The organism is Pantoea sp. Morm, assembly GCF_016643525.1.
In the GTDB taxonomy this organism is placed as follows: Bacteria; Pseudomonadota; Gammaproteobacteria; order Enterobacterales; family Enterobacteriaceae; genus Pantoea; species Pantoea dispersa.
Genome location: NZ_VOQX01000045.1, coordinates 16,644 through 41,402, shown reverse-complemented (window position 1 = coordinate 41,402; position 24,759 = coordinate 16,644). Strand labels below are relative to the sequence as shown.

Below are 24,759 nucleotides of genomic sequence, written 5' to 3'. Positions count from 1 at the left end.
ATTTTGCGCGGTGCGGTCCGGTGAGGTCAGTGCGTTTTCACCGCCACCATAAATAAACGCGGAAAGGCCAGCAAAACCTGTCCATTACTGCGCGTCGGGTAAGCGGGCAGCAGCGCCTGATGATAGTCGCGTAAAAAGTCAGCCTGCTGCGCCTCATCCAGCGCGGCAAGGAACGGACGCAGCCCGGTGGCACGCAACCAGCTGATAATCGCCTGCGCATCCGCCATCGGATGATAGTAAGTGGTGCGCCAGATATCGACCTGACAGCCTGCATCGCCTAATAAATCATAGTAGCGATCGCTGCTCAGCAGGCGTTTGCGTTCTGCCGCCTGAGGCGAAATATGCGCCTGCCAGCGTGAGCTGGCCGCCACCTCACGCATCAGACGATGCGACGGCTCCTGCAGGTTATCCGGCATTTGCACCGCCAGTGCTCCGCCCGGTGCCAGCTGGTTTACCAGATGCGGCAACAAGGTTTCGTGGTCGGTCAGCCATTGCAGCGACGCGTTGGCATAAATGACCTGTTGCGGCTGCTCAGGCTGCCAGCTGCGGATATCGGCCTGACGAAAATCACAGTCCGGCAGGCGTTGCCGCGCCTGTTCCAGCATCGCCTCAGAGCTGTCGATGCCAGTGATGTGCGCCTGCGGCCAGGCCTGTGCCAGCAGTTCCGTGCTGTTGCCCGGGCCACATCCCAGGTCGGTAGCAAAGTGCACCTCGTGGACGGGAATACGCGCCAGCAGCTCCTGTGCCGGGCGCGTACGCTCAGATTCAAACTGACGATACAGCTGGGGATTCCAGTCTTGCATAGCAACGCTCCTGTCTGTGTGGAAGAGTCACACACTACCTGTTTTGCTGCGCGAGGCGCGAAGAGAAAAGTGCGGTTGCAGAAAAAGTGTGGATGGCGCAGCGGAGTCAGGTGCTGCAGGCTCAGGCGTGGTGATAGCGCGCAGGATGCGGATGTCATTACTTCCGCATCCTGCGGGGAAAAGCAACAGGACGGCGCATGGCCGTCCTGCAATTAGTTCTTTTTCACAAACTCAGATTTGAGTTTCATCGGACCGAAGCCGTCGATTTTGCAATCGATATTGTGGTCACCTTCAACCAGACGGATGCTTTTCACTTTGGTGCCGATTTTCAGGGTGGAAGAGCTGCCTTTCACCTTGAGATCTTTCACTACGGTTACGCTATCGCCATCTGCCAGCAGGTTACCGTTGGCATCGCGCACTACCAGCCCTTCGCTGCTGTCATCCGCGCTGGCGGACCAGATATGGCCGCAGGAGGGGCAGTTCAGGTTATCACCCTCCTGCCAGGTGTAGTCTGCCTGGCAGGCCGGGCAGGCAGGTAAAGTCGTCATACATATTCCTCAGTAGTCGGTATGCGATGAAGAAGGCACCGCAAAAGGGGCGCCATCTTATACCCTCATACTTTATAAGGACAGGATTAAAGCATGTTGCCCTGACGCGCCTGGGCGACCGCCTGCCCCAGCTGCCACACCGCCATGGCATAGTGCGTGCTGTGGTTGTAGCGCGTGATCACGTAGAAATTAGGCAGACCGTACCAGTATTGATAGCTGGTGCCGAGATCCAGCCGCAGCAGGCTGACCTGGCTGTTGCCATCCAGCGAACCCTGCGGTGCCAGACCGCTGGCCGCCAGCGTATTCACTGAATAAGAGGTTTTGAAACCGTTCTCCAGCGCCGGTGCCTGACCGCTGGCGGGCACGGCGACGTTTTCACCGGAACGCCAGCCGTGCGCTTTAAAGTAGTTGGCAACGCTGCCGATGGCATCCACCGGATCCCACAGATTGATATGGCCGTCGCCGTTAAAATCGACCGCATACTGCTTATAGGAGGACGGCATAAACTGGCCGTAGCCCATGGCACCGGCGAAAGAGCCGCGCAGATCCAGCGGATCGTCCTGCTCGGTGCGCGCCATCAGCAGGAAGGTTTCCAGCTCACTGCTGAAGTAAGCGGCACGGCGCGGATAGCTAAACGAGAGCGTCGCCAGCGCATCCAGCAGACGGGTTTTGCCCATCACCCGACCCCAGCGTGTTTCCACCCCGATAATCCCGACGATGATCTCCGGCGGTACGCCATACACCTGCTGGGCGCGCTGCAGCGCATCCTGATATTGATTCCAGAAGGCGACGCCGTTCTGCACGTTATCCGGGGTGATGAATTTATTGCGATAGCGAATCCACGCGCCGTTCGGCCCGGTCGGCGGCGTATAGCTCGGCGCCTGCTGATCCATCAGGCGCAGCACGTAATCCAGTCGCTTTGCCTGACCAATGACCGCATGCAGCTGGTCGCGGTTGAAACCGTGCTTCGCCACCATCTGATCGATAAATTGTTCCGCCGCCGGATTACCGGCAAAGTCGCCAAACATCGGCTGAATGGCGTGAGAAGGTTCCAGTAAAAACCCCCCTTTCGGTGCAGGCACAACGGCGGATTGCTGCTGGGGGGCAGGCTTACTGCTGCAGGCAGCAAGCAAACAAATAAGCGGAAGAAGAGCAACCTTAAAACGCATCGGATATCCATAAGCCAGATGAAACACGAATGCTCATGGTAATCGTTCAACGAAGCGACTTACAGAGCAATGTCGTAAATTTACGCCCGTGGTGATTCTGCAGTTATGACCAGCCCTATCTCTGGTCAGGTAATGAAAACGCCGCTGAGGTAAGGGGTGCACTGACCGAACTGACGCTTACCTGTAGCACGGCAGCGGCCTCGCCCGGCCGCGGCTAAGCGCCGGATTTGCGCGCTGGCTCCACAGTTTTCCCCGCCGCATAAAATTTACTTTTTACCGCCTGTCGCAATTTGATATGGTCGCCAGCCAGAAACATCGGCTGGCGGATGAAGCGGGCTGCGCAAAAATGCTAACATCTGCCCTTTCGTTATCCGCCAGTGTGATAACCATCCATCCCGGCTGCCCCTGTCCAGCCAGCGGAAATCAAAAGAGTGAATCCTGAGTGAGAATGAGATGAAAGGAGCAGAGCAAATGGACTTCAGTGGCCACACCCCCATGATGCAGCAATACCTGCGCCTGAAGGCCGATCATCCTGACATCCTGCTGTTTTATCGCATGGGCGATTTCTATGAGCTGTTCTATGACGATGCCAGACGCGCATCGCAGCTGCTGGAGATCTCGCTGACCAAACGCGGTGCGTCCGCCGGTGAACCGATCCCGATGGCCGGCGTGCCCTATCATGCCGTTGAAGGCTATCTGGCGAAGCTGGTGCAGCTGGGCGAATCGGTGGCGATCTGCGAGCAGATTGGCGATCCGGCACTCAGCAAAGGGCCGGTTGAGCGTAAAGTGGTGCGCATTGTAACGCCCGGCACCATCAGTGATGAAGCGTTACTGCAGGAGCGCCAGGATAACCTGCTGGCAGCCATCTTCCAGAGCCAGCGCGGTTTTGGCTACGCCACGCTGGATATCAGCTCCGGGCGTTTCCGCCTCAGCGAGCCGGGCGATATCGAGACCATGGCGGCCGAACTGCAGCGTACCAATCCGGCAGAGTTGCTCTATCCGGAGGATTTGCAGGCCATGACGCTGATCGATCAGCGCCGCGGGCTGCGGCGGCGTCCGCTGTGGGAATTTGAAATTGACACCGCACGTCAGCAGTTAAACCTGCAGTTTGGCACGCGCGATCTCAGCGGCTTTGGCGTCGAGCAGGCGCATCTGGCGCTGCGCGCGGCGGGCTGTCTGCTGCAGTATGTTAAAGATACGCAGCGCACCTCGCTGCCGCATATTCGCTCGCTGAGTATGGAGCGCCAGCAGGACAGCGTCATCATGGATGCGGCCACCCGGCGCAATCTGGAAATTACTCAGAATCTGGCGGGCGGCAGCGAAAATACGCTCGCGGCGGTGCTGGATAAAACCGTCACGCCGATGGGCAGCCGCATGCTGAAGCGCTGGCTGCATATGCCGCTGCGCGACGTAGCCACCATCACGCGCCGCCAGGAATCAATTGCCGAACTGCAGTCGCTGAGCGAAGAACTGCAACCGGTGCTGCGCCAGGTAGGCGATCTGGAGCGTATTCTGGCACGTCTGGCGCTGCGCACCGCGCGTCCGCGCGATCTGGCGCGCATGCGTCATGCCTTCCAGCAATTACCAGAACTCAATACCCAGTTAGCGGGCGTGGCCGCCCCCCATCTCAACGCGCTGCGCGATCGGATGGGAGATTTCAGCGAACTGCGCGAACTGCTGGAAAGCGCCATTATCGAATCGCCGCCGGTGCTGGTGCGCGACGGTGGTGTTATCGCGCCCGGCTATAACGCCGAGCTGGACGAGTGGCGCGCGCTGGCCGACGGTGCCAGCGACTATCTTGACCGCCTGGAGATTCGCGAGCGCGAAAAACTGGGGCTGGATACGCTGAAGGTTGGCTTCAACGCTGTGCACGGCTATTACATTCAGGTCAGCCGCGGACAGAGCCATCTGGTGCCTATCCATTACGTCCGCCGCCAGACGCTGAAAAATGCCGAGCGCTATATCATTCCCGAACTGAAAGAGTACGAAGATAAGGTCCTTACGTCGAAAGGCAAAGCGCTGGCGCTGGAAAAGAGCCTGTATGACGAGCTGTTCGATCGCCTGCTGCCGCACCTCGAAGCGCTGCAGCAGAGCGCCGCGGCGCTGGCAGAACTGGACGTACTGGCCAACCTGGCAGAGCGCGCCTGGACGCTAAACTATTGCCGCCCGGTGCTGCAGGAGAAAGCCGGGATTCGCATCACTGCCGGCCGCCATCCGGTGGTGGAACAGGTGCTGAAAGAGCCGTTCATTGCCAACCCGCTGTCGCTCTCGATGCAGCGTCGCATGCTGATCATTACCGGCCCCAACATGGGCGGTAAGAGTACTTATATGCGGCAGACGGCCCTGATTGCGCTGATGGCCTGGATCGGCAGCTATGTGCCAGCGGAAGAGACGGTGATCGGCCCCATCGATCGCATCTTTACCCGTGTCGGTGCCGCCGACGATCTCGCCTCCGGTCGCTCTACCTTTATGGTCGAGATGACCGAGACCGCCAACATTCTGCATAACGCCACCGAAAACAGCCTGGTGCTGATGGACGAAATAGGCCGCGGGACGTCCACTTATGATGGTTTGTCGCTCGCCTGGGCCTGTGCCGAAAGCCTGGCGAATCGCATCAAAGCCATGACGCTGTTTGCCACCCACTACTTCGAGCTCACGACCCTGCCGGAGAAAATGGAAGGCGTGGTGAATGTGCATCTTGATGCGGTGGAACACGGTGACACCATTGCTTTTATGCACAGCGTGCAGGATGGCGCCGCGAGCAAGAGCTACGGCCTGGCCGTGGCGGCGCTGGCCGGTGTGCCGAAAGAGGTGATTAAGCGTGCGCGCCACAAGCTAAAAGAGCTGGAAGCGCTGTCGGGCAGTTCTGCCGGCTCAACGGTGGAAGGCTCACAGCTGCCGCTGCTGGTGGCGGAAACCTCGCCGGCAGTGGAGGCGCTGGAAGCGCTCGATCCGGACAGCCTGACGCCTAAACAGGCGCTGGAGTGGATTTACCGTCTGAAAACCCTGATGTAACCTGCCACCGGCGCGTGCGCGGCGCGCGCTGGCCTGAATGACAGGCATAAAAAAACGGTGACCTTGTGGTCACCGTTTTTATTGCCAGCTACGGCTTATTCGCGGAACAGTGCTTCGATATTCAGACCCTGCGTCTGCAAAATTTCGCGCAGACGACGCAGACCTTCTACCTGAATCTGACGGACACGCTCACGGGTTAAACCGATTTCGCGGCCCACATCTTCCAGCGTTGCCGCTTCATAGCCTAACAGGCCGAAACGACGTGCCAGCACTTCACGCTGCTTGGCATTGAGTTCAAACAACCACTTAACGATGCTCTGTTTCATATCATCGTCCTGCGTGGTGTCTTCCGGGCCGTTGTCTTTCTCATCGGCCAGGATATCCAGCAGCGCTTTTTCGGAATCACCGCCTAACGGCGTATCAACCGACGTAATGCGCTCGTTGAGACGCAACATACGGCTTACGTCATCAACTGGCTTGTCCAGCTGCTCGGCGATCTCTTCCGCACTCGGCTCATGGTCCAGCTTGTGCGACAGTTCACGCGCGGTACGCAGGTAAACGTTCAGCTCTTTAACAATATGAATCGGCAGACGAATAGTACGGGTTTGGTTCATGATAGCCCGTTCAATGGTCTGACGAATCCACCAGGTGGCATAAGTTGAGAAGCGGAACCCGCGTTCCGGGTCAAACTTCTCTACGGCGCGAATCAGGCCGAGATTACCCTCTTCAATCAGATCCAGCAGCGCCAGACCACGATTGCTATAACGACGGGCAATCTTTACCACCAGGCGTAAGTTACTTTCGATCATGCGACGACGAGAAGGAATGTCACCGCGTAATGCGCGACGGGCAAAGAACACCTCTTCTTCCGCCGTTAACAGTGGTGAATAACCAATCTCGCCGAGGTAAAGCTGCGTCGCATCCAGAACGCGTTGCGTCGCACCCTGTGACAGCAACTCTTCTTCAGCTACTTCATTATCACCAGGTTCGTTCTCAACGAGAGCCTTCTCATCAAAAACCTCAGCTCCGTTCTCCTCGAATTCCGCATCATCGTGTAACTCATTAACTTTCAGCGTATTCTGGCTCATAAGCGGCTCCTACCCGTGATCCAAGGGCAGAACACCTAAGGTTCTGCCGGATTATCGCTGCGGTAAATAACGCAACGGGTTTACGGATTTCCCCTTGTAACGAATTTCAAAGTGCAATCTTACTGAACTGGTTCCGGTGCTACCCATGGTAGCGATTTTTTGCCCCGCCTTAACTTCCTGTTGTTCCCGGACCAGCATGGTATCGTTGTGGGCGTAGGCACTCAGGTAATCATCGTTGTGTTTGATGATGATTAAATTACCGTACCCGCGTAGCGCGTTGCCTGCGTATACCACTCTTCCTGATGCAGTGGCGACGACAGGTTGTCCACGCGACCCGGCGATATCGATCCCTTTGTTTCCGCCTTCCGCAGCGGAGAAGTTATCGATGATCTTCCCATCAGTTGGCCAACGCCAGCTTCCCACTGGTGTTGTGCTATTAGTTGTGCTGCTAACTGTGGGCGGTGCGGTAACCGGAGCTGTGGTCGTTGCCACATTATTTGCCCCTTTCGACGGCAGCATTTTCCCGCCTGTCGAACCCGAATCATCAGAATACGTAATAACAGGTTGCTGTGCAACAGGGGTGGATTTAATTTGCGTTTGATTCGATGCCACCGGAACGCCGCCCTGCGTGGCATCCGCTGCGGTTATCGCGTTACCACCGGTGATGGTCTGACCGTTACCGTTACCCACCTGCAACGTCTGCCCGGCGCTCAGGCTATAGGGCGCCGCGATATTATTGCGCTGTGCCAGATCGCGGAAATCATTGCCGGTAATCCAGGCAATATAGAACAGCGTATCGCCTCGCTTAACGGTGTAGGTTTCACCGCCGTAGCTGCCTTTAGGAATATTCCCATAATTGCGATTGTACACAATACGACCATTTTCGGTGGTCACATTATTATTGCCACTAACCATTCCACCTGCAGGCGCGGCTGATGGTGTACCACCGCTTAACATTCCACCACGCGGCATCGCCGGCACGGTGCTGTTCTGCGCGGCGATCATGCCGCCGCCTGTGGTGGGAGCTGCAGCCATACCGCTGTCACCGCTGTTGCTGCCAATCTGGCTGATGGGGGCTTGTGTGTTGTCGCCAGAGCTACAGCCTGCCAGCCAAAAACCGACCAGTGAAAGTGCCGCCAGACGGCGTAATTGAAATACTGTGCTTCCCGTGCTCATTGATCCCCCGTGATGGCAATCCTGGATAAAACTGTGTGTCGACGTTGACCGCATGATTCACTAGCTGTGCCGTCAAAAACGCGCTTTCGCATTGATTAACAAGGATAGTAACAATATCAACTGCGCCATGCCATGTAACGATTGTGAAGAAATACGTAAGATGGCTTTATGCCAGATCGCCCTGAACCAGCGGCACAAAGCGCACCGGCTCAATCGTTTCTTCAATGATTTCACCACCCTGACGACGCAGGCGCTTAAGTACCTGCTGGTCCTCACCCACCGGCAGCACCATTTTGCCGCCTTCTCCCAGTTGCGCTATCAGCGCAGTCGGAATTTCTGGCGGTGCGGCAGTCACAATAATGGCATCAAACGGACCCCGCGCGGCCCAGCCCTGCCAGCCGTCGCCGTGGCGTGTGGAAATGTTATGCAGATCGAGCTGCTTCAGGCGGCGTTTCGCCTGCCACTGCAGCCCTTTGATGCGTTCAACCGAGTAAACGTGGTTAACCAGATGCGCGAGAATGGCGGTCTGATAACCCGAACCGGTGCCAATTTCCAGCACGCGCGAGGTCGGGTTCAGTTCCAGCAGCGCCGTCATGCGCGCCACCATATAAGGCTGAGAAATAGTCTGGCCATTGCCAATCGGCAGCGCCACATTTTCCCAGGCTTTATGTTCAAAAGCCTCGTCGATAAAGCGTTCACGGGGGACATCAGCGATGGCTTTCAGCAGATGCTCATCGTGAATACCCTGCGTGCGCAGTTGGGCCAGAAGCGTTTCGATGCGCCGGTTTACCATGCCGGGTTCACCTCAGCCTGGTACAGTCCGTCGCCTGCCCTCTTCCGCGCCGCGCCGGCGCCAGGATCAACCTGTCGTAATGTCTTCACGCCAGGGAACACGCCAATGCCGGGAGTCTGAATTCCATCATCGTTGCTGAGCCGTATCCGCATCTGATTCTGACCTTTTTCATTAACCGGTCCACCGACCGCCGCGCCCGTTTTGCGCCTTCAGCGGCGCAAGCGGTCCTGCGCTGGCGGCACAAGGATGTTTGCATTCTAGCGGTGAGGCGCGGGAAGTGGTAGGCGTAAATCACGCAACCGTCGGCAGTTGTCGCAACAATAAGCAGTCAAACGCAATGGCACCCAGTAAAAAGCCCGGCGAAATGCCGGGCTGATTTATCACCTCAGTGACGATCCGGTAAGCTCACCGCATACAGATACCAGGCCGAGTGCGGCAGCCAGCCTTCCGCCCAGCGCCAGTCGTCATCCTTCCGTGTAACCGCATAGCCTTCATCAAAGGCGATGCCGTCCGCCACCTGATTCGACGCGCCGGTGATGCCGTTGACGATACCGCCCGGCAGCGTGGTGTATTTCCACGAATTGAAGAACAGATAGCTGATGTGACGATAGCCGCTGCCGGTCAGCATGCTGACGTCGTACGGATTATGACCGAGGATCCAGTTGAGCTGATCCCAGGCATAGCTCTGCAGCTGCTGCGTAAAGGCTTTATCGTCGGCAAACAGCGGCATCGCCTGACGGGCGGCGGCGGCCAGCGAGGCGATACGCGCGTTTTCGCCCTGCCACCACGGCGCAGCTTCGCTGTCGTGCGGGAAGAAGAAGCTGGTGCGCTTCACGCCGTCTTTCAGCTGAATCAGCTGGCGCGCATAGCCAAACGGGTTATTGCTCTCTTTGGTGACCGCCAGCTCAAAGCCCAGCGAGCGTTTCACCGTCTGGCGGATATTCGCCTGCTGCGCCTGCGGCGCGATACGCGCGTACTCCAGCAGCGCAATCACCGGCAGACCGGCATCGGACGGATGGAAGAACGGGCGTTTTTCGCCGTCGGCACGCCAGTAGTCATGCCAGTTATCCAGCGACGTCAGTCGCGCCATCAGGCTCTCCGCGCGCTGCTGCGCCGCAGCCAGATACACCGCTTTTTGCGAGGCGCGGTACAGCTCGGTAGCCGCCAGCAGCGCAGTGTAATCATCCACGATGTTCTCTTTGCCGTCGTTCACCATGCGCAGATTATTTTTCTGCAGGAAGGCAAAGGCATCTTCTGCGGTTTGCAGATACTGCTGCCGCGTAAAGTTACCGTCATTTTCCATGGTGCTGGCCAGCGCCAGCGCGGCAATTGACATGCCGGCACCGGAGCGGAAACTGGCCTGCCACGCCAGCGGGCCGACCGCCTCCTCTTCAACAATGGTGGAATCTGACTCCTTCTCTTTGATCTGCGTGCGCCAGTTGGGATTGGCGATCACCCGGTCCTGAGCCAGCTTCTCTTTGCCCGGCGATGAGATCGCCTGGAAGAAGGATTCCCCCGGCCGCTTCATGCGCACCAGGAAATCGGCACCGTACAGCCCTTCGTCGAGCATGCGCCGGCGATACTCATCAAAGTTCGGGTTATCCCGCGCCCCGAGATTTTGATAACCGCGCAGTAAGCTCCACGCCACCAGCGGCGCCTGCTGCGGATTGAAATAAGAGGTCAGATTCTGGTGCGACAGGTGCACGCCGTAATCGCCGGTGGCGTCATACCAGCCGCCGTGGACGTCAACCGTGCCGCTGCCGGTGCCCGGTGGCAGCGGCAGTTTGCGGTCCGCCTTATCGAACAGGCCGGTGACGCGCTGGCTTTTGAAATAGGCAATTACATCGGACAGCGTATAGCGCTCGAGCAGATCGGCACCAATAATGAACGGCCCGGAGCGCACATCGCCGTCGCTGCTGGTGGTTTGCAGCACGTAGCGGCCCGGCGTTTGCCAGCCGGAGAAATCGGCACGATAGAAGGTGCGATCGCCCCAGCCCGGCACGTCACCCTGCGGCTGCAGCGTGCCGCTCAGCACCGCTTTATTGGTCTCATTATCCAGCAGGGTAAATTTCACCGGCGGTTTAGCGCGCGAGTCGCCGGTCAGCTGCACGATGGCGTTTTTCGGCGCAGCAACATCGTAGCCGACCTGATTGATTAAAACGTGGGTTTCGGCGTGCGCCAGCCCGGCCAGTAACAGCGCTGCGGTCAGCGCGGAGAAGCGAATCCTCATGGTCATCATCCTTAGTGTCGTGAGTGATTGAACAGGCTAAAAGGGGCAATCATCATGAATTTGACGTCCTTTTCATCCTGGAAAACGTTGCCATAGCCGCCGCCCCAGCTGGGGTTATCGCTATGGTTGTTGTAGGCGGTGAGATGCAGCTTAAATACCGTGTCTTTGGCCCAGCCGGATTGCACCTGCCACACCAGATCGCCATTGATGGCGGTTTCCGTCAGACGCTGCTGCTGCGACCAGTCGCCACCGCGCGCCGGTTTACCGTCCCAGCCCCAGGCAAACGAGCCACCGATGCTGACGCCCGGCCAGACGATGTCGCTGAGATCGATCATCAGGCCTGCAAACAGCGCTTTTTCGCCGTCGGCGTTGAAGTCAGAGCGCGAATCCCACCACATATCGATGCGGCCCGCGGAGTTGGGATAGATCGGCGTCATCGCCACGGTGTAGTAACCTTGTTTCCCCGGTGCGTGTACCGCGCTGCCCTCGAGCCGGAACTGGTAGCGATCCCACTGGTACGCCAGCGTCAGGCCCTGCTGCCAGGCAAATTCATCGTAAACATCATGGCGACCGGTACGATCCTGCGAGCCGTAGAACTGCCAGCTGACGCTGAACGGGTTATCCCACAGCGTGGTCTGACGCGCCGCTTTGGCGAAATATTTGTCGAGATAATGCGGAGATTCACCCCACGCCAGCTCCAGCGTGTTGCCGTTTTTGAAGTCATACTTCGCGCCCAGCGAGTGCAGACAAGGAATGCGTGTTTGCCGGTCGATTTCGCGAAACTCGTACATTTTGCGATACCACGGTGCTTTGTACTTGTTGGCGCCCATCCACGACAGCGACAGCGCGCCGGCAGCGCCATAGTCATAGACTGCCCCGACTTCCACGCCCTGGTAGGTGCCGGGCAGAAATCCCCATTGGGTGCCAAGCAGCGTCTGACCGCTCGGCTGGATATAACCGGCCCGCAGCCAGTAGTCGCCGGCTTTGAGTTTCAGCGCGGCACGGTAGAGATCCAGCCCGTTACGTTCGCCGACGCCACGGTCTTCCCACATCGAAGGCCCGTGACTGAAGCTGATCTCATTGGGATGCGCCGGGCTGCCTTCAAACAGATCCCAGGTGGCGAAGGCTGCCACATCAATGCCCACGGTATCGGCCAGATAGCCGGACTGATAATCGAGCGCGCCGGTCAGCGTGCTGTGATGCAGGTTGGTCTGATAGTGCTGATAGTGCGTGCTGTGCGGATCGAGATCTTTACGCTCACGGTGGCGCTGCCAGTAATAGACGGTGCCCTCCAGCGTGCTGTCTTCAACAAATCCTTCCGCCAGCGCCGGCGGTGCCGCGCCCAGCATCAGGGTGGCCAGCGGCAGCAGCGCTGCCTTGTTTCTCCTGGTGAATGTGTTCATGACCTTTCCTTAAGGTGCACGCGGCCCTGCGAAGTAGCCGCATGCGATTTCCCTGTTTTGGTGTTAACGAATCAGCGCATCAGGCGCCGGTTTTATTCACGCTGCGCAGCGTCCAGCGGCCGTAAATCAGCGTCAGAATGAATGGGGTGAGGAAAGCCACGGCAATTGCCGCCACTTCATAGATCATCTTCGACTCAGGACCTTCGAACAGGCCAAGTTCAAACACGTTCAGCACCGGCAGGAAACTGTAGGTTTTCACCTGCAGCAGCCCGGTGATGCCACCGCCGAGCGCCGCGCCGATGCAGCCGAAGATAAACAGCATGCGGTACTTGAGATTGACGCCGTACAGCGCCGGTTCGGTGATGCCAAAGAACGCTGACAGCGACGCCGAGATTGCAATCTGCCGGTCGCGCAGGCTGCGGGCGATGAAGATCGCGCCGGTAACCGCGCCAAACTGCCCCATCACCGCCGACATAAACATCGCCATGATGGTGTCATAGCCCTGCACCTGAATATTGATCAGCGCCAGCGGGATGATGCCCCAGTGCACACCAAACACCACGAACAGCTGACCAATGCCCGCCAGCAGCGCGCCGGAGATCATCGGGCTGAGCTGATAGAGCCAGCTGTAGCCGCTGGCGATGCCGACGCCAACGTAATCTGCCAGCGGGCCAATCACCGTGAACACCACAAAACCGCAAATCAGCAGCGACAGGCACGGCACAAACACCAGCGCTGCCACCTCGGGGATCCACTGTTTCAGCCGGCGCTCAACCTTGCTCAGTAGCAGTACCGCCAGAATCGCCGGAATCACCGCGCCGCCGTAAATCTTCAGGCTGATGCTCAGGCCGAACAGCGTAAAGTGCGCCGGCAGATCCGGCTGGGTGAGCGGAAACACCATCGCCGCCGTCAGCGCCAGCGCGGTGAAACGGCTGGCACCGAAACGGTCTGCCGCGGTAACGGCAATAAACAGCGGCAGGAAGACAAACACGCCGCTGGCCAGCGCGTTGAACATGGCGAACAGCAGGTCATCGTCCGCCACCCAGCCCTGCGTCTGCAGCAGCACCATGATGCCTTTGATCACCCCGATGCCAGCCAGTACGCCAATGTAGGGCGTAAAGATAGCGCCGAGCGTGGCCAGCATTTTACCCGCGACGCCGCGCTCGTCTTTGCCGGGCTTCACCGGTTCGGCCACCGGCGCTGCGCCCTGCTGCATCGCCTGATACAGCTGTTCGACCTGCGGCCCGACCACAATCTGCAGCTGCCCGGACGCGTTCACCACGCGGATGACGCCCGGCAGGCTACTGATGGCCGGCATATCGACACTGGCCAGATCGTTTATCGTCAGCCGCAGTCGCGTGGCGCAGTGTGAAATGTGGCTGATATTATCGTCGCCGCCGACCTGTTCCCTGATGGCCTGCGCCAGCTTCACGTAATCGAGTTTCATGGTTGTTATCCTTATGGCTCGCGCCCGGCGTTAGTCGTAATCACCCGGTTTGGTTTTGCTCTTCATCGCCACGCCAAAATCAGTGAATATGCGCTGCGGCAGATTGTTGCCTTTGGCTTCAGCGATGTGATGCGCGAGGATCTGGAACGGAATCACCATCAGCAGCGGCGCCATCCATTCGCTGACCTCCACGCCGAGTGCCAGCGTGCGCGCATCATCGCTCTCCCCGAGACACAGGCTCCAGACGTGCGGCGTCACGCGCTGCTCATACTGGCGCAGCAGCTGCAGGCGTTCGCGCACCGGCGCCTCGACATCGATAAAGAACAGCCGGTGCTGCGGATTGATTTCGAAATAGGGGCCGTGCATGAATGCTTCCAGTTCAATGCCCTGCGACGGCACGCGCACCGTTTCGCTGAATTTGGTCTCCATCTCTTTGATCACGCCAATCGCCGGACCAAAGCCAATCGAGATAAAGCGTGGCGCCGCAGTGAGATCGTCCTGCCAGCGCTGCCAGAAACGCTCGGTGCGGGCGATGATGTCCGGAATCGCGTCGACGCCGTGCTGCAGTTGCGTCAGCGCCTGCTGCTCCTGCTCTGCGCTGAGGCGACCGCTGTGGCGCGCACTGTGCACGCCAATCAGCATCAGCGTCAGGATCGTGGCGACATAGCCTTTGGTGACATACCCGACGCGCTCTTCGCCGTTCATGATGTCTACGGCGTGATCCACCGCCTGCGCCAGCGGACTGGTGATTTTGCTGGTGATGCCCCAGGTTGCCACGCCGTGCTGTTTTTTCAGCGCGTCGATCGCCGCCAGCGTCGAAGTGCTCTCGCCGCTCTGTGAAATCGCGATCACCAGATCGGTCGCCGGATCCCACTGCTCGTAGTGCTGAAAATGGAACGGCTCCTGCACGCTGATGCGTACGCCGGTCAGTTGCTCAACGTAATATTTGGCGCTGAGCGCGGCGTTGATGCTGGAGCCGGTGGCCAGAATCAGCACTGTTTTTGCCTTGCCCAGCACCGGTAATCCCTGCGGATAGCACGCCAGCAGATGGCTCAGCACCTCGGGTTGCTGGTGGATGTAGGTCATCATGGTGGGTTTCATTACCGCTCCTTAAACTGTTTTTCCGCCAACCTGAAAACGTTTTCATGTTGTGAGCCAACTTATTTAATGGCGCATATTAAGTCAACGTGAGGATCGTGAAATTGCGATCGCGCTAACAAAGCGCAACGAAAGCAGGCGGAACGTTTAAGGGGAGAAGATCAGGCGGATTCGCCGGGGATCAATACCGGCTTTAGCGGTGCGCTGCAGCGCGCGTGCGGGCTTAAGCTGCCGTCCAGCTGCGCCATCATCATGGTGATAATGTTTTGCCCCAGCTGCGGATTCTGGTGATCGACACTGGTCAGGCGCGGGATAAAATACTCGCTGCCGGGGAAGCGCTCGCAGCTGATGACTGCTACCTGCTCAGGCACGTCAATGCCGCGATCGCGTAACGCGCGGATCGCGCCCATCGCCACGCGATCGTTGATTGCCACCAGCGCCTGCGGTTGCTCTGCCTGCTGCCACAGCGTATCAACCGCCTGATAGCCGTGTTCAGGATAGAAGTTATTCAGGCAGATCCAGCTGTCGCGCGGCGTAATGCCGGCCTGCTGCAGCGTGGCGTGGAAATGACTGACGCGCTCGCGCGTCACCCACACTTTGCGCGAACCGCCAATAAACGCGATATCACGCAGGCCGCGCGCCAGCAAATGATTCACCGCCAGCCCGACGCAGTGCTGCTGGTCGCGCATCACGCACGGCCATCGGCCAGCAGGATGCGGCTGCCCCACCACCACCACCGCCATTTTGTCCATCAGCGATTCCAGCAGCGTCAGGTAGCCGGCCGGAATCGGCGCATAGTCGCTGTGGCCGCCGAGCACGATCACCCCATCGATCTGGCTATCGATAATCGACTGAAAAATCGCGCTTTCGTCATCGTCGTGCTGAGGGCTGCGGTTGGCCGACTGGGTATCGTACAGGGTGATTTTGTAACCGATGGCCAGACAGGCCTGCTGAATCTGCGCCACCAGCGTGACGAAGTAAGGGTTAGTGATGTCAGAGACAATCACCGCGAGGGTGTAGCTCTGGCGCGATATCATGCCGCGCGCCATCAGGTTGGGGCTGAACTGATGCTCGGCGATCACCTGTTCCACCCGCGTGCGGGTTTTTTCCGATACCCACGCATGCTTGTTGAGCACGCGCGAGACGGTGGTGATCGACACACCGGCGAGTACGGCAATATCCTTGATGGTGAGATTTTTGCTCATCGTCGCCGGGTTCGCTTATTCGTCGCCGAGCGGGGCCGCCGCGCCGTTGCTCAGCAGCTCACGCACTACGCTGGTGGCAAAACTGCCGGCCGGCAGCCAGAACTGCAGCTCGAGCGTGACGTCATCCCACCAGTTCCATTGCAGATCTTTCGGCACCACCAGCATGGCGCGCCGCGCCGCATCGACGCGTTCACGCTCCAGCAGGCCCAGCAGATCGGCCACGCCCGCCAGCTGCTGCTGTTCAAACGCCAGCGTTTCGCCCTGAGTGCCCAGCTCGCCGCGTCCGGCCAGCGGTGCGGTGATGCGCAGCTCGTGGTTATCCAAACGCTGCTGCAGCGCAGGTAACTCGTCCGTCTGGGCAACAAACCAGCTGCCGCGCCCGCTGAGCTGCAGCGCATCGCCGGGCTGCACGCGATCCAGCGCACCGTCACGCTGCAGGCGCGCGCTGGTCAGCTGATTGAACAGCTGGCTGCGCGCCGCCGACAGCAGAATGCCTTTCATACTGCGGTCGCGTGGACGGAATTTCTCCTCTGCCCACAGGCGCGCCTGCGTCAGGTTATTGCCGCCGCGGCCAAAGCGCTGTTCGCCAAAGTAGTTGGGCACACCCTGCTGCTGAATTCGCTGCAGCCGCGATTCCACCTGCGCGCGATCGGACACCTGACGTACCACCAGACGAAACGCATTGCCCGCCAGCGCGCCGGTGCGCAGTTTACGCTTGTGGCGAATCACCTGCAGGATCTCCACGCCTTCCAGCTGGAAGCCGGCAAGGTTGGGCATCGCCGTGCCCGGCACGCGGAAGCACAGCGTCTGCTCGGTGACCGCGTGGCGATCTTTCATGCCGGCATAGCTGAGATCGCGCTGATGCACGCCGAGGAATTTGGCGATCGCCTCAGCGACAAAACGCGTGTTGCAGCCAATTTTACGGATGCGCACCAGCAGCTGCTCGCCTTCGCCGTCATAGGGATAGCCGAGATCTTCAATTACCACGAAATCTTCGGGACTGGCTTTAATCACCCCAGTGGCAGCGGGCACGCCGTGCAGGTAGAGCAGCTCACTCATGCCCGATCGGCCTTCACCAGCAGCGCCACGGCTTCGCAGGCAATACCTTCACCGCGACCGGTAAAGCCCAGCTTCTCGGTGGTGGTGGCTTTGACGTTGACATCATCCATGTGGCAACCGAGATCTTCGGCGATGTTGACGCGCATCTGCGGCACGTGCGGCAGCATTTTCGGTGCCTGAGCGATGATGGTGACATCGACGTTGCCGATGCGGTAGCCCTTCTGCTGGATGCGACGCCAGGCTTCGCGCAGCAAACCGCGGCTGTCGGCGCCTTTGAATGCCGGATCGGTGTCCGGGAACAGTTTGCCGATGTCGCCCATCGCCACCGCGCCCAGCAGCGCGTCGGTCAGCGCATGCAGCGCCACATCGCCGTCAGAATGCGCAATAAAGCCCTGTTCGAAGGGAATACGCACCCCGCCAATCACCAGCGGACCTTCGCCGCCAAACGCGTGCACGTCAAAACCGTGACCGATACGCATCATGCGTGCTCCTTTAACTGAATCTGAGTGAGATAGAAGGCCGCCAGCGCCAGATCTTCCGGCCGCGTTACCTTAATGTTGTCGCTGCGTCCGCTGACCAGCTCAGGATGATAACCGCAGTACTCCAGCGCCGAGGCTTCATCAGTGATGGTCGCGCCTTCATTGAGCGCGCGCGTCAGGCAGGCGGTCAGCAGCGCATGCGGGAAAAACTGCGGCGTCAGCGCATGCCATAAGTCATCGCGTTCGACGGTATGCGCAATGGCACCTTTACCCGGCTCCGCGCGCTTCATGGTGTCGCGCACCGGTGCCGCCAGAATCGCGCCGACTTTGCTGTGCTCACGCACCGCCAGCAGACGCGCTAAATCATCGGGATGCAGACACGGACGCGCCGCGTCATGCACCAGCACCCAGGCGCTGTGGCGGATGGTCTGTAATCCGGCCAGCACCGACTCGGCGCGGGTTTCGCCACCGGTGACGCGCAGCACGCGGGCATCCTGCGCCAGCGGCAGGCTATCGAACCAGCCGTCATCCGGGCTGATCGGCACCACCACCTGCTTTACCGCCGGATGCGCCAGCAGGCGCGCCACGCTGTGTTCGAGCAGGGTTAATGGACCGATAGTGAGATACTGCTTCGGACAGGCGGCCTGCATGCGACTGCCGATACCGGCAGCCGGCACCACGGCAATCACATCCGCAGAGGAAGAGAGCTGATTCATGGTTTATCGTTGTTGGTTCTGCGCCGCTTGTTGCGCATTACGTTTGTTTTGGTCTGGCACCAGACGATAGAAAGTCTCGCCAGGCCTGATCATGCCCAGCTCGCTGCGTGCGCGTTCCTCAATCGCCTCTGAACCGCCATTGAGATCGTCAATTTCGGCAAACAGTTGATCGTTACGCGCTTTGAGTTTGGCGTTATTCGCCTGTTGTGACGCCACGTCTTCGCTGACGCGCGTGTAATCATGGATACCGTTCTTGCCCAGCCACAGAGAGTATTGCAACCATCCCAGCAGCACGAGCAGCAGTAACGTCAGTTTTCCCATCCCCGCCCCCTGAAAAACGGCTCAATCATCCCATAACTTGACTCCGGACTCCACTGCGGCAGCGAAAATGGCGCGCAAGCAGATTTGTCTGGACAAATAATGACGGGAAAAGCGCCAGACGGCAGGTAAAGTTTTGTAACCTGCCGATGCGTTTGCACATCAGCGCCGGATTACCAGCCGGAGAGAAAGGAGAACAGCAGCCAGAACAGGCACACCACCACCAGGGCGGTAATCAGACCGCTCCACCACAGCCGGCCACGCAGCATCAGGCTGAGCACGATGCCAATCAGCACCGAAACCGGCAGCAGCGCGAGGAAAAAAGGCCAGGTGTAGAGAAAGAAAAACAGCGTGTTAGAGCCGTACAGCAGAAACGGGATGCCCAGCGCACACCAGTACGAGAGAAAGCCGATCACGCCGCCCGGCAGTGATGAGCGTGGCTCATCCGGGGTGCGTTCATCTTTGCGTGCCAGCATGGGGGTAACGTTCTGCATAGAGATCCTGTTGACGCTAAAGCGCGGCAAACCGTGAGATTTGCCGCTGTCGGTTCAGGATCTGATGATATCGTGGTGGCGCAGCAGGTCTAACAATTGGCCGGTCAGTTTTGTAACCAATTGTTCACCATCCAGTTGGATTTCCGGCGCGTCTGGCGCCTCGTAAACGCTGTCGATACCGGTGAAGTTACGCAACTCGCCGGCACGGGCTTTTTTATACAAGCCTTTCGGATCACGCGCTTCGCACACCGCCAGCGGCGTATCGACGAACACCTCGATAAACTGTCCGTCACCGAGCAGATCGCGCACCATCTGGCGCTCGGCACGGTGCGGCGAGATGAACGCCGTCAGCACCACCAGTCCGGCATCCACCATCAGTTTCGCCACTTCACCCACGCGCCGGATATTCTCTTTGCGGTCTTCATCGCTGAAACCGAGATCGCGGCACAGGCCGTGACGCACATTGTCGCCGTCCAGCAGATAGGTGCTGACGCCCAGCCGGTGCAGTGCCTGCTCCAGCGCACCGGCCACGGTGGATTTACCCGAGCCAGAGAGCCCGGTAAACCACAGCACCACGCCACGATGGCCGTGCTGCTGTTCGCGTTCAGCGCGCGTGACCGGATGGTCATGCCACACCACGTTTTCGTCGTGCTGCGCCATTACTGACCGCCCAGCAGGTCGCGTGCGTTCCAGTGCGGGAAGTGACGGCGCACCAGCGCGTTCAGCTCCAGCTCGAAATCACTGTACTGGCCAGCCTGACTGCGCGCGGCGCTCAGCGGCTGATGGATCATGCCGGCACCGACGGTCACGTTGCTCAGGCGATCGATAAAGATCATGCCGCCGGTCACCGGGTTCTGCTGGTAAGCATCCAGCACCATCGGTTCATCGAAGGTCACTTCTACCAGACCGATGCCGTTGAGCGGCAGGCTGTCGACCGCGCGTTTTTCCAGCGTATTGATCTCCACCTGATGGAGAATCTTTTCGATGCGGCCACGCGCTTTCTTGCCGGCAATTTTCACTTCATAGCTTTGTCCCGGCTGCAGCGGCTGTTCCGCCATCCACACCACGTCGACGGTCGCGGACTGCACCGCCTGCAAATCGGCTGCGGCATCCACCAGCAGATCGCCACGGCTGATGTCGATCTCATCGTTCAGCACCAGGGTAATCGCCTCACCGGCGGCCGCCTGCTGCAGGTCGCCGTCAAAGGTGACGATACGCGCAACGCTGGATTCCACACCGGACGGCAGCACTTTCACCCGCTGGCCGACGCTGACCACGCCCGACGCCAGCGTGCCGGCATAGCCGCGGAAGTCGAGGTTCGGCCGGTTAACATACTGCACCGGGAAGCGCATCGGCTGCGTGTCGACCACGCGCTTCAGCTCTACCGTCTCCAGCACGTCGAGCAGCGTCGGGCCGCTGTACCACGGCATGGTTACGCTCGGGGTGGCGACGTTATCGCCTTCCAGCGCCGACATCGGCACAAAGCGGATATCAAGATCGTCCGGCAGCTGCGCGGCAAAATCGAGGTAATCCTGTTTGATCTGCTCGAAGGTCTCCTGGCTGTACGCCACCAGATCCATCTTGTTGATCGCCACCACCAGATGTTTGATGCCCAGCAGCGTGGCAATAAAGCTGTGGCGACGGGTCTGATCCAGCACGCCTTTGCGCGCATCGATCAGCAGGATCGCCAGATCGCAGGTTGAGGCACCGGTCGCCATGTTGCGGGTGTACTGCTCGTGCCCCGGCGTGTCGGCGATGATGAACTTGCGCTTCTCGGTGGAGAAATAGCGATAGGCCACATCGATAGTGATGCCCTGCTCGCGCTCGGCCTGCAGGCCATCAACCAGCAGCGCCAGATCGAGTTTCTCGCCCTGGGTGCCGTGGCGTTTGCTGTCATTGTGCAGCGACGACAGCTGATCTTCATAAATCTGGCGCGTATCGTGCAGCAGACGGCCAATCAGCGTACTTTTGCCGTCGTCGACGCTGCCGCAGGTGAGGAAACGCAGCAGGCTTTTGTGTTGTTGCGCGGTCAGCCAGGCTTCAACGCCGCCCTGCTCGGCAATCTGTTGGGCAATAACGGTATTCATCGGCGTCTCCTTAGAAATAACCCTGACGTTTTTTCAGTTCCATCGAACCGGCCTGGTCGCGGTCAATCACGCGCCCCTGACGTTCACTGGTGGTGGAGACCAGCATCTCTTCAATGATTTCCGGCAGCGTCTGCGCCTCGGATTCCACCGCGCCGGTCAGCGGCCAGCAGCCGAGGGTACGGAAACGCACCATACGCTGCTTAATCACTTCACCCGGCTGCAGGTTGATGCGATCGTCATCAATCATCATCAGCATGCCGTCGCGCTCCAGCACCGGGCGCGGTGCAGCCAGATACAGCGGCACGATTTCGATGTTTTCCAGGAAGATGTACTGCCAGATATCCAGCTCGGTCCAGTTGGAGAGCGGGAACACGCGAATGCTTTCGCCTTTGTTGATCTGGCCATTGTAGTTGTGCCACAGCTCCGGACGCTGGTTTTTCGGATCCCAGCGGTGGAAACGATCGCGGAACGAATAGATACGCTCTTTGGCGCGCGACTTCTCTTCGTCACGGCGTGCGCCACCGAACGCCGCATCAAAACCGTATTTGTTCAGCGCCTGCTTCAGGCCCTCGGTTTTCATGATGTCGGTATGTTTGGCGCTGCCGTGCACGAACGGGTTAATACCCATCGCCACGCCTTCCGGGTTACGGTGCACCAGCAGCTCTGCGCCCATCGCTTTCACGGTGCGATCGCGGAACTCGTACATTTCACGGAATTTCCAGCCGGTATCAACGTGCAGCAGCGGAAACGGCAGCGTGCCCGGATAGAAGGCTTTGCGCGCCAGATGCAGCATCACCGAGGAGTCTTTACCGATGGAGTACATCATCACCGGATTGCTGAACTCGGCCGCCACCTCGCGGATGATATGGATACTCTCTGCCTCCAGCTGGCGCAGATGAGTGAGACGATTTTGGTCCATAATTTTTCCTCAAGCCAAATTGACAACGGCGGACTCGCGAGCCCCCTGCTGTGCCGAATGTTGGAACCAGGCAAGTTGCCCGTGCAGATTCACCACTTCGCCAATCACTAATAGCGCTGGCGTTGGCGCGGCAGCAGCCAGCGCATCGAGTTGTGCTAAGGTGCCGGTCAGCACCTGTTGATCCTGGCGCGTGCCGCGACCAATCACCGCCACTGGCGTTGACGGCGCGCGGCCGTGTTCGATCAGCCCGGCGGCAATTTCCGCCGCTTTCACCGTGCCCATGTAAATTGCCAGCGTCTGACGCGCGCGCGCCAGCGACGGCCAGTCGATACCGTCGCCATCGGCGCGGCAGTGACCGGTAATAAACAGCACGCTCTGGGCATAATCGCGGTGGGTTAACGGAATACCGGCATATGCGGTAGCGCCCGCGGCCGCGGTGATGCCCGGCACCACCTGGAACGGAATGCCCGCCGCCTGCGCCGCCTGCAGCTCTTCGCCGCCGCGGCCAAAAATAAACGGATCGCCGCCTTTCAGGCGCACCACGCGCTTGCCCTGCTGCGCCAGCGTCACCAGCAGCTGATTGGTCTCTTCCTGCGGCACCGAATGGGCGCCGGCGCGTTTGCCGACGCAGATACGATCGGCATCGCGTCTTACCAGCTCCAGCACCTCGTCGCTGACCAGATGGTCATACAGCACCACATCGGCCAGCTGCATCACCTGCAGCCCGCGCAGCGTCAGCAGACCGCTGTCGCCTGGTCCTGCACCGACCAGCGTGATTTCACCCTGATTATCAGAGGTGTTTTCCAGTTCGCGATCGAGCGTGCGGCGCGCCTCGTTGACGTTACCCGCCGCCATCTGGCTGGCAAACAGGCCATTGAAGGCGCGCTCCCAGAAGCGACGACGGTCAGACATTTTGTGGTAGCGCTGTTTGACTTTGTCGCGCCACTGACCGGCCACTTCGGCCATCTGCCCAAGATTGGCGGGCAGCAGCGCTTCGATTTTTTCACGCAGCAGACGCGCCAGCACCGGCGCGGTGCCGCTGGAGGAGATCGCCACCACCAGCGGTGAGCGGTCAACAATCGACGGGAAGATAAAGCTGCATTTTGGCTGGTCGTCGACCACATTCACCAGCTTGTGGCGCGCATTGGCGGCATCAAATACCTGCGCGTTGAGGGCGTTATCGTCGGTGGCGGCAATCACGAGGAAAACATCGTCCAGCTGCGCTGCGTCGAAGTGCTGAGCAATCCACTCGATGGCGTTAATGTCGCGCAGCGCCTGCAGTTCATGGCCGAGCTCGCGCGCGGCTACCCGCACGTGCGCACCGGCACGCCGCAGCAGCTCAATTTTACGCGCAGCGATTTCGCCACCGCCGACCACCAGCACCGGACGGTTTTTGAGATCGGCAAAGAGAGGCAAGTAATCCACGTTAACCTTGTTAGTTTTACAATAAGTTAACGCGACTATACGTCCCCGCCTTCTGGCAGATGAAATTACGAATTAGCATGAGTAGTTACCAAATGGAATAACGCACCGGGATTGCTGATAACAATTTGTGCTTAACAAATGATATTGCTGGTGTTTCGGAGCGATACAAATTGTGCAGGCGGCGTCACAGTTTCATACTAACTCAGAATTTTTTTACCCTGACGGGATGTCAGAAAAGGACAACCACTATGTTTGCCACTCTCCGCCGCAGCGTGCTGGCAGCACTGATTGCCGGCGGTTTGCCTCTTTTGGCGCAGGCTGCAGCGATCGCCCCTGGCCACTTTGCCGAACAGCAGCTGCGTCACATCGCCACCTATTTCCCCGGCCGCATGAGCGGCAGCCCGGCCGAGCTGATGACGGCAGATTATCTGCAGCAGCAGTTCACCCAGCTTGGTTATCAGAGCAATACCCGGCAGTTTAATACCAGCTATAACTGGCTGGAGAAACAGGGCATCACGCGCCGCCATAAAGTGACGGCAACCTCGGTGATCGCCGCTCGCGCCGGCAGCGTGCCGCAGGAGATTCTGATCGTCACCCATCTGGATACCTGGACACCGCTCAGCCAGCACGAGGCAGACAATAATCTCGGCGGTTTGCGATTGCAGGGCGTGGACGATAACGCTTCCGGGCTGGGCGTGATGCTGGAGCTGGCGCAGGCGCTGAGTCAAACGCCGCTGCACTATGGCGTGCGCTTTGTGGCACTGAGCGCAGGCGAAGCCGGTTTACACGGTATGGATGATTATCTGGCGCGCATGAGCGTGCAGGAGAAGAAAGATACGCTGCTGGTGATCGATCTGAATAGCCTGATCGTTGGCGATCGCCTCTACTTTAATAACGGCATGAATACGCCAGCGGCAGTACGCAAGCAGACCAGCGCGCGCGCCCTGCAGATTGCGCACCGTTACGGCATCACGGCCGCCAGCCACGTGCTGACCGCACGCGATTACCCGGGCGTTAATCCGTTTGATAAAGCCGGGATTCCGCTGCTGGACGTTACCGCAGCCAACTGGGCGCTGGGCAATAAAGCCGGTGAGCAGCAGCGCGCGCGGTCACCGCATTTTCCGGAGGGTACGGTGCGCCACCAGACCGGGCGCGATAATCTGACTTACATCGACCACTGGCTGCCGGGGCGCATCCATCAGCGCACGCGCGACAGCGTACGCATTTTGCAGCCGCTGCTGACGGAGCTGGCTAATCCGACGTTGTAAGATCTTGCCGGTTTTGCGG

Annotated in this window: 22 protein-coding genes; 2 read left to right on the top strand and 20 right to left on the bottom strand. The window is 59.2% G+C overall.

Annotation, left to right across the window (positions count from 1 at the left end; genetic code table 11):
• Positions 1-26: 26 nt before the first annotated feature.
• The 3 genes from tam to mltB form a co-directional block, all read right to left on the bottom strand.
• Entirely contained in the window at positions 27-803 is a 777-nt protein-coding gene (gene tam / locus FT726_RS16200) for a trans-aconitate 2-methyltransferase (RefSeq protein ID WP_058776002.1), read from the bottom strand.
• 212 nt (positions 804-1,015) lie between these two features.
• A complete protein-coding gene (locus FT726_RS16195) occupies positions 1,016-1,351 on the bottom strand; it encodes a zinc ribbon domain-containing protein YjdM (RefSeq protein WP_088516493.1) in 336 nt (111 codons plus the stop codon).
• Between the two features lie 86 nt (positions 1,352-1,437).
• Positions 1,438-2,520 (bottom strand): lytic murein transglycosylase B, encoded by a 1,083-nt coding sequence (mltB, locus tag FT726_RS16190; protein WP_127834480.1) that lies wholly within the window; start codon positions 2,518-2,520, stop codon positions 1,438-1,440.
• A 471-nt stretch (positions 2,521-2,991) separates the two neighbouring features.
• Here mltB and mutS point away from each other — a divergent pair, with 471 nt between their 5' ends.
• A complete protein-coding gene (gene mutS, locus FT726_RS16185) occupies positions 2,992-5,535 on the top strand; it encodes a DNA mismatch repair protein MutS (protein ID WP_346303071.1) in 2,544 nt (847 codons plus the stop codon).
• Positions 5,536-5,630: 95 nt separating this feature from the next.
• Here mutS and rpoS read toward each other — a convergent pair whose 3' ends face one another.
• From rpoS to cysG, 17 genes are all read right to left on the bottom strand, one after another.
• The gene (gene rpoS, locus FT726_RS16180) at positions 5,631-6,623 is read right to left on the bottom strand and encodes an RNA polymerase sigma factor RpoS (RefSeq protein WP_021507339.1); all 993 of its coding nucleotides are present in this window, start codon (positions 6,621-6,623) and stop codon (positions 5,631-5,633) included.
• Between the two features lie 51 nt (positions 6,624-6,674).
• Positions 6,675-7,799 carry a murein hydrolase activator NlpD gene (nlpD, locus tag FT726_RS16175; RefSeq protein WP_058776000.1) on the bottom strand — a complete coding sequence of 375 codons (1,125 nt, stop codon included), beginning with the start codon at positions 7,797-7,799 and terminating at the stop codon, positions 6,675-6,677.
• Positions 7,800-7,965: 166 nt separating this feature from the next.
• Positions 7,966-8,592, bottom strand: coding sequence for a protein-L-isoaspartate(D-aspartate) O-methyltransferase (locus FT726_RS16170; RefSeq protein WP_021507341.1), 627 nt, complete (start codon positions 8,590-8,592; stop codon positions 7,966-7,968).
• 385 nt (positions 8,593-8,977) lie between these two features.
• On the bottom strand, positions 8,978-10,822 hold the full coding sequence (locus FT726_RS16165; protein WP_058780259.1) for a glycoside hydrolase family 9 protein: 1,845 nt from the start codon (positions 10,820-10,822) through the stop codon (positions 8,978-8,980).
• Between the two features lie 11 nt (positions 10,823-10,833).
• Entirely contained in the window at positions 10,834-12,225 is a 1,392-nt protein-coding gene (locus tag FT726_RS16160; protein WP_346303070.1) for an OprD family outer membrane porin, read from the bottom strand.
• A 79-nt stretch (positions 12,226-12,304) separates the two neighbouring features.
• Entirely contained in the window at positions 12,305-13,672 is a 1,368-nt protein-coding gene (locus tag FT726_RS16155) for a PTS transporter subunit EIIC (RefSeq protein WP_346303069.1), read from the bottom strand.
• Positions 13,673-13,702: 30 nt separating this feature from the next.
• Entirely contained in the window at positions 13,703-14,773 is a 1,071-nt protein-coding gene (locus FT726_RS16150) for an SIS domain-containing protein (RefSeq protein WP_150059292.1), read from the bottom strand.
• A 158-nt stretch (positions 14,774-14,931) separates the two neighbouring features.
• Entirely contained in the window at positions 14,932-15,975 is a 1,044-nt protein-coding gene (locus FT726_RS16145; RefSeq protein ID WP_021507346.1) for a LacI family DNA-binding transcriptional regulator, read from the bottom strand.
• A 15-nt stretch (positions 15,976-15,990) separates the two neighbouring features.
• Entirely contained in the window at positions 15,991-17,034 is a 1,044-nt protein-coding gene (truD, locus tag FT726_RS16140) for a tRNA pseudouridine(13) synthase TruD (RefSeq protein ID WP_346303068.1), read from the bottom strand.
• Positions 17,031-17,513: a 2-C-methyl-D-erythritol 2,4-cyclodiphosphate synthase gene (gene ispF / locus FT726_RS16135; RefSeq protein ID WP_031279680.1), complete on the bottom strand. Its 483-nt coding sequence runs from the start codon at positions 17,511-17,513 to the stop codon at positions 17,031-17,033. The genes truD and ispF overlap by 4 nt, the downstream gene beginning before the upstream one ends.
• Complete coding sequence (gene ispD / locus FT726_RS16130; RefSeq protein WP_127834485.1) at positions 17,513-18,229, bottom strand: 2-C-methyl-D-erythritol 4-phosphate cytidylyltransferase; 717 nt, start codon at positions 18,227-18,229, stop codon at positions 17,513-17,515. The genes ispF and ispD overlap by 1 nt, the downstream gene beginning before the upstream one ends.
• Positions 18,230-18,232: 3 nt before the next feature.
• Positions 18,233-18,550, bottom strand: coding sequence for a cell division protein FtsB (gene ftsB / locus FT726_RS16125; RefSeq protein WP_021507350.1), 318 nt, complete (start codon positions 18,548-18,550; stop codon positions 18,233-18,235).
• Positions 18,551-18,720: 170 nt separating this feature from the next.
• Positions 18,721-19,041 (bottom strand): DUF3561 family protein, encoded by a 321-nt coding sequence (locus tag FT726_RS16120; protein ID WP_021507351.1) that lies wholly within the window; start codon positions 19,039-19,041, stop codon positions 18,721-18,723.
• A gap of 54 nt (positions 19,042-19,095) precedes the next feature.
• Positions 19,096-19,701: an adenylyl-sulfate kinase gene (cysC, locus tag FT726_RS16115; protein WP_021507352.1), complete on the bottom strand. Its 606-nt coding sequence runs from the start codon at positions 19,699-19,701 to the stop codon at positions 19,096-19,098.
• The gene (gene cysN, locus FT726_RS16110; RefSeq protein ID WP_058759743.1) at positions 19,701-21,128 is read right to left on the bottom strand and encodes a sulfate adenylyltransferase subunit CysN; all 1,428 of its coding nucleotides are present in this window, start codon (positions 21,126-21,128) and stop codon (positions 19,701-19,703) included. The genes cysC and cysN overlap by 1 nt, the downstream gene beginning before the upstream one ends.
• Before the next feature lie 10 nt (positions 21,129-21,138).
• On the bottom strand, positions 21,139-22,047 hold the full coding sequence (cysD, locus tag FT726_RS16105; RefSeq protein ID WP_021507354.1) for a sulfate adenylyltransferase subunit CysD: 909 nt from the start codon (positions 22,045-22,047) through the stop codon (positions 21,139-21,141).
• A gap of 9 nt (positions 22,048-22,056) precedes the next feature.
• Complete coding sequence (gene cysG / locus FT726_RS16100; protein ID WP_346303067.1) at positions 22,057-23,472, bottom strand: siroheme synthase CysG; 1,416 nt, start codon at positions 23,470-23,472, stop codon at positions 22,057-22,059.
• A gap of 248 nt (positions 23,473-23,720) precedes the next feature.
• Here cysG and FT726_RS16095 point away from each other — a divergent pair, with 248 nt between their 5' ends.
• Positions 23,721-24,740 carry an aminopeptidase gene (locus FT726_RS16095; RefSeq protein ID WP_058775990.1) on the top strand — a complete coding sequence of 340 codons (1,020 nt, stop codon included), beginning with the start codon at positions 23,721-23,723 and terminating at the stop codon, positions 24,738-24,740.
• Positions 24,741-24,759 lie beyond the last annotated feature (19 nt).

Bases quoted from the DNA above. Each gene is read 5' to 3' on its own strand.
- tam (WP_058776002.1), bottom strand. From the start codon at position 803: ATGCAAGACTGGAATCCCCAGCTGTATCGTCAGTTTGAATCTGAGCGT.
- FT726_RS16195 (WP_088516493.1), bottom strand. From the start codon at position 1,351: ATGACGACTTTACCTGCCTGCCCGGCCTGCCAGGCAGACTACACCTGG.
- mltB (WP_127834480.1), bottom strand. From the start codon at position 2,520: ATGCGTTTTAAGGTTGCTCTTCTTCCGCTTATTTGTTTGCTTGCTGCC.
- mutS (WP_346303071.1), top strand. From the start codon at position 2,992: ATGGACTTCAGTGGCCACACCCCCATGATGCAGCAATACCTGCGCCTG.
- rpoS (WP_021507339.1), bottom strand. From the start codon at position 6,623: ATGAGCCAGAATACGCTGAAAGTTAATGAGTTACACGATGATGCGGAA.
- nlpD (WP_058776000.1), bottom strand. From the start codon at position 7,799: ATGAGCACGGGAAGCACAGTATTTCAATTACGCCGTCTGGCGGCACTT.
- FT726_RS16170 (WP_021507341.1), bottom strand. From the start codon at position 8,592: ATGGTAAACCGGCGCATCGAAACGCTTCTGGCCCAACTGCGCACGCAG.
- FT726_RS16165 (WP_058780259.1), bottom strand. From the start codon at position 10,822: ATGAGGATTCGCTTCTCCGCGCTGACCGCAGCGCTGTTACTGGCCGGG.
- FT726_RS16160 (WP_346303070.1), bottom strand. From the start codon at position 12,225: ATGAACACATTCACCAGGAGAAACAAGGCAGCGCTGCTGCCGCTGGCC.
- FT726_RS16155 (WP_346303069.1), bottom strand. From the start codon at position 13,672: ATGAAACTCGATTACGTGAAGCTGGCGCAGGCCATCAGGGAACAGGTC.
- FT726_RS16150 (WP_150059292.1), bottom strand. From the start codon at position 14,773: ATGAAACCCACCATGATGACCTACATCCACCAGCAACCCGAGGTGCTG.
- FT726_RS16145 (WP_021507346.1), bottom strand. From the start codon at position 15,975: ATGAGCAAAAATCTCACCATCAAGGATATTGCCGTACTCGCCGGTGTG.
- truD (WP_346303068.1), bottom strand. From the start codon at position 17,034: ATGAGTGAGCTGCTCTACCTGCACGGCGTGCCCGCTGCCACTGGGGTG.
- ispF (WP_031279680.1), bottom strand. From the start codon at position 17,513: ATGCGTATCGGTCACGGTTTTGACGTGCACGCGTTTGGCGGCGAAGGT.
- ispD (WP_127834485.1), bottom strand. From the start codon at position 18,229: ATGAATCAGCTCTCTTCCTCTGCGGATGTGATTGCCGTGGTGCCGGCT.
- ftsB (WP_021507350.1), bottom strand. From the start codon at position 18,550: ATGGGAAAACTGACGTTACTGCTGCTCGTGCTGCTGGGATGGTTGCAA.
- FT726_RS16120 (WP_021507351.1), bottom strand. From the start codon at position 19,041: ATGCAGAACGTTACCCCCATGCTGGCACGCAAAGATGAACGCACCCCG.
- cysC (WP_021507352.1), bottom strand. From the start codon at position 19,701: ATGGCGCAGCACGACGAAAACGTGGTGTGGCATGACCATCCGGTCACG.
- cysN (WP_058759743.1), bottom strand. From the start codon at position 21,128: ATGAATACCGTTATTGCCCAACAGATTGCCGAGCAGGGCGGCGTTGAA.
- cysD (WP_021507354.1), bottom strand. From the start codon at position 22,047: ATGGACCAAAATCGTCTCACTCATCTGCGCCAGCTGGAGGCAGAGAGT.
- FT726_RS16095 (WP_058775990.1), top strand. From the start codon at position 23,721: ATGTTTGCCACTCTCCGCCGCAGCGTGCTGGCAGCACTGATTGCCGGC.